Origin of the sequence: Delftia sp. ZNC0008 (assembly GCF_000799035.1) — a bacterium.
Taxonomy (GTDB): Bacteria; Pseudomonadota; Gammaproteobacteria; order Burkholderiales; family Burkholderiaceae_C; genus Comamonas; species Comamonas tsuruhatensis.
In genome coordinates this window covers 1-4,217 of the sequence record NZ_JTKZ01000257.1, presented here as the reverse complement: position 1 = coordinate 4,217, position 4,217 = coordinate 1, and the positions used below count along the sequence as shown (strand labels likewise).

At 68.5% G+C, this 4,217-nt stretch carries 3 protein-coding genes and 1 pseudogene; 2 read left to right on the top strand and 2 right to left on the bottom strand.

The genetic code is table 11. The features are described from left to right. A pseudogene (locus L995_RS32935) lies at positions 1–88 on the bottom strand (short-chain dehydrogenase); the annotation flags it as partial. Between the two features lie 162 nt (positions 89–250). Between L995_RS32935 and L995_RS08545 the strand changes: the two are divergent. Both L995_RS08545 and L995_RS08540 read left to right on the top strand, forming a co-directional pair. Next, a complete protein-coding gene (locus L995_RS08545; protein WP_016450592.1) occupies positions 251–1,165 on the top strand; it encodes a LysR substrate-binding domain-containing protein in 915 nt (304 codons plus the stop codon). A 245-nt stretch (positions 1,166–1,410) separates the two neighbouring features. Further along, positions 1,411–4,014: a putative bifunctional diguanylate cyclase/phosphodiesterase gene (locus L995_RS08540; RefSeq protein WP_047470990.1), complete on the top strand. Its 2,604-nt coding sequence runs from the start codon at positions 1,411–1,413 to the stop codon at positions 4,012–4,014. Between the two features lie 50 nt (positions 4,015–4,064). Here the strand turns inward: L995_RS08540 and L995_RS31920 are convergent. After that, the coding region (locus tag L995_RS31920; RefSeq protein ID WP_156136018.1) for an ATP-binding protein at positions 4,065–4,217 on the bottom strand (153 nt) is incomplete at its 5' end.

Sequence of the window (4,217 nt, the reverse complement as noted above, 5' to 3'; positions counted from 1 at the left end):
CCGCGTCCATCTGGCGCGCCGTGGCAAAACCGAGTCCGTTGATCCCTGCTCCGCCGGTGATGATGGCGACCCTGTCCTTGAGCAGCATGTGCCTGTCTCCGCTGTAGTGGTGGTGGATGCAGCCATCTTGGGCTGTCACGAGCATGAAGACAAACGATGTTTCATCAGCCTAAGATGACAGTTCTTCAGCTCACGTACGGGGTCTCCCGGGGTCTGCCTGTGAGCTGCCCGCGTCTTCGAGGAACTTGCCATGGCATCCATTCCCAGCAGTGCCCACCTGCAGGCCTTCGAGGCCGTGGCGCGCCGGCGCAGCTTCGCGCTGGCCGCCTCCGAGCTGCACCTGACGGCCTCGGCCGTCAGCCACCAGGTGGCCAAGCTGGAGGCGCAGCTGGGCGTGCGCCTGTTCGAGCGCAGCGCGCATGGCGTGCGCCTGAGCCGCCCGGGGCAGGCCTACCTGGAGCGCGTGGGCGGCGCGCTGGCGGCCATCGTTTCGGCCACCGAGGACCTGCGCCACAGCATGAGCAACAGCCTCTACGTGCACTGCGCGCCCAGCATCGCCAGCCTCTGGCTCATGCCCCGGCTGCGGGACTTCGCACGGGCCTGCCCGCACATTGCGCTGAACCTGTCGGCTGCGCATTCGCACAGCGACTTCGCGCTGGGCCAGGCCGATATCGACATCCGCTACGGCATTGCGCAGTGGCCGGAGCTGGAGGTGGAGCCACTGTTCGAGGAGCACATCCTGCCGCTGGCCAGCCCCGCGTTCGTGGCCGAGCATGGGCTGCAGCGCGTGCAGCAGTTGCTGCACGTGCCGCTGATCCAGAGCAACGTCAGCATCGTCCAGTGGTCGGACTGGTTCCAGGCGTTCTCGCAGCTGCGCGCGCCAGAGCGCTTTGCCGTGCGCTTCGACCGCGCCCAGATGTCGCTGGACGCGGCCACGCAGGGCCTGGGCGTGGCGCTGGAAAGCGCCATGAACGCGGGCGGCCACATTGCCGACGGCCGGCTGGTGGCCCCCTTCGGCATGGACCGGGCCCTGCGCGTCAAGGCCCACTTTGCCGTCTACCCCGCGCGCAACGCCCGGCGCCCCGCCGTGGCGGCCTTCCTGGCCTGGCTGCATGCCGAGGCCGCCCGCACCGAGCAGCAGCCCTGCCGCCAGTGCCCGGAATGAGTTGGCGGCCGGACCGGGAAAAGGGGCCGGACAGATATTCCCGCATCCGGCGGAAAAGGCCTGCGATGCAATTTTTCTATGAATGATCGAGTGCGCGGCAAATGGTTTTATTGCCCCCTGTTTTCGGCGAATGACGACGCGATTGCCAGCAGGGATTGGCAATAATTCCGGACAGCCATATACACAGGGAGTGCCACGCTGAAATGGCCAAATCAGCAAGACGCCGATTTATCGGACTGATCACGGTGAGCTACGGATTGCTCGCATTCGCCTGGATCATTCTGTCCGACAAGCTGTTGTTCGCGTTGGCAGGCAGTGCGGATATCGGCTGGCTTTCCGTCGCCAAGGGGCTGTTCTTTGTGCTGGCCACGGACTTCCTGCTGTTCTTCGCGCTGTGCTCGGTGCCGGCCGCGCACAGCGGCGGCGCCTCCGCCATCACCCAGGAAATGGGGCCGCGCCGTTTCCCGGTCTGGGCCTCCTATCTGTTTGCCCTGGCCATGAGCCTGGCCGTGCTGGCCGCCAGCAGCACGCTGGCCAGCCATTTCGGTGAACGCTCGCTGCTGCTGCTGTTCATGCTGCCCGTGCTGGTCAGTGCGCTGATCGGCGGCCTGGGGCCGGGCCTGCTGGCCACGGCCTTTGCGGCCTACAGCCTGGACCAGACGGACGGCGTCGCCGTGCGCGACTGGGCGCAATGGGGGGTGGTGGCCGTCAACGGCCTGGCCGTGAGCGTGCTGGCCGAGACGCTGCAGCGCTCGCTGCGCAAGGCCAACATGCAGCGGCAACTGCTGGACTCGGTGATCTCCGGCACCTCGGACGCCGTGTTCGTGAAGGACCTGCGCGGGCGCTATCTGCTGGTCAACCGGGCCGCCGCCAGCCTGGTGGGCCGGCAGGCCGAAGACATCGTGGGCAAGGACGACTTCGCGCTCTTTCCCTTCGGCATCGCCAGCGCCATCCGCAGGAAGGACCAGGCGGTGCTGCGACAGGAGGTGGCCACGCATGAGGAGCAGCTGACGGTGGAGCCGGGCAGGACGCTGGACCTCCTGGTCACCAAGGGGCCGGTGCGCAATACGGCAGGCCACATCGCAGGCCTGTTCGGCATCTCCCGGGACATCACCGAGCGCAAGCGCTTCGAACGCGAGCTGGCCCAGGCCGCCGTGGTGTTCGACAGCAGCCACCAGGGCATCATGGTGGTCGATCCGGCGCGGCGCATCACGCGCGTCAACCCGGCCTTCACCCGCATCACCGGCTATGCGCCCGAGGAGGTGATCGGCCAGACGCCGCGCGTGCTGTCCTCGGGCCTGCACGGGCCGGAGTTCTACCGGCAGATCTGGGCCTGCATCGCGCGCGACGGCTTCTGGCACGGCGAGATCTGGAACCGCCGCAAATCGGGCGAGATCTTCGCCGAGATGCTGTCCATCTCCGCTGCGCAGGGTGCCGGCGGCGAGATCGAGCACTACATCGGCGTCTTCACCGACATCAGCCACATCAAGGCCCATGAGGCCGAGCTCGACCGCGTCACCCACTACGACCTGCTGACCGGACTGCCCAACCGCCGCCTGCTGGTCGAGCGCCTCAACCAGGCCATGCTGCGCACGGCGCGCGAGGGCCGCTCCCTGGCCGTGTGCTTCCTGGACCTGGACGGCTTCAAGGAAATCAACGACCTGCACGGCGCGGCCGCAGGCGATGCGCTGCTGGTGGGCGTGGCCGAGCACCTCAAGAGCGTGCTGCGCTCCGAGGACACGCTGGCCCGGCTCGGTGGCGACGAGTTCGTGCTGCTGCTGTCGCAGATCGGCTCGGTCGAGCACTGCACCTCCATCCTCGACCGGGTGCTGGAGGCGGCCAGCCGTCCCGTGCCCGTGCAGGACCGGGTGTTGTCCGTGACCGCCAGCGTGGGTGTCAGCCTCTACCCCGACGACCAGGCCGACCCCGACCTGCTGCTGCGCCATGCCGACCAGGCCATGTGCGTGGCCAAGCAGGCCGGGCGCAACCGCTACCAGCTGTTCGATCCGGAAAACGACCGCAAGGCCCATGCGCGCCGCCTGCAGCTGGGCTGGCTGCGCCGTGCGCTGGAGCAGGGCGAATTCCTGCTGCACTACCAACCCAAGGTGGAGCTGGGTGGCGGCAGGCTGGTGGGCGCCGAGGCCCTGCTGCGCTGGCACGACCCGCGCCAGGGCCTGCGCTCGCCGGCCGAGTTCCTGCCCTTCATCGCGGGCAGCGACCTGGAGCGACCGCTGGGCGACTGGGTCATCGGCGAGGCCGTGGCCCAGGCGGCACGCTGGCTCGACCAGGGCCTGGACCTGTGCGTGAGCATCAACGTCAGCGCCAACCAGCTTCTGGATGGCGGCTTCCACGCCACCATGGCCCAGGTGCTGGCCCGGCATCCCGAACTGCCGCCGCACCTGATCGAGCTGGAAATCCTGGAAAGCGCCGCCATTGCCGACATGGAGCAGGCCATCCAGGTGATGGGGCAGTGCCGGCAGCTGGGCATACGCTTTGCGCTGGACGACTTCGGCACCGGCTACTCCTCGCTCACCTACCTGCGCAAGCTGCCCGTGCAGTCGCTGAAGATCGACCAGAGCTTTGTGCGCGACATGCTGGCCGACCCGGACGACCTGGGCATCGTCGAAGGCGTGATCCAGCTGGCCAGCACCTTCAAGCTCGAATCCGTGGCCGAAGGCGTAGAAACCCCCAGGCATGCGCGCCGCCTGCGCGAAATGGGCTGCCACGTGGCCCAGGGCTACGGCATCGCCCGGCCCATGCCCGCCGACCAGCTGCCCGCCTGGGCCGCGCGCTGGCAGGCCGGGGACAACTGGCTGGCGCATGGGCGGCATATGCCGTCCGAGGCCTGAGCTTCGCGCCACCGCGCCACCGCGCCACCGCGCCACCGCGCCCTCGCAGGCTATGTCAGCTCGGCCGGTCGGGTCTCCTGCGCACTGCGGCTGGGCAGGATGATGGTGAAGATGGCGCCGCCTGCCGGGCCGTTGCCGGCCACGATGGTGCCGTCCATGGCGTCGATGATCTTGCGGCAGATGGCCAGCCCCAGGCCCGTGCC

Coding starts and splice junctions, on each gene's coding strand:
- L995_RS08545 (WP_016450592.1), top strand. CDS start 251: ATGGCATCCATTCCCAGCAGTGCCCACCTGCAGGCCTTCGAGGCCGTG.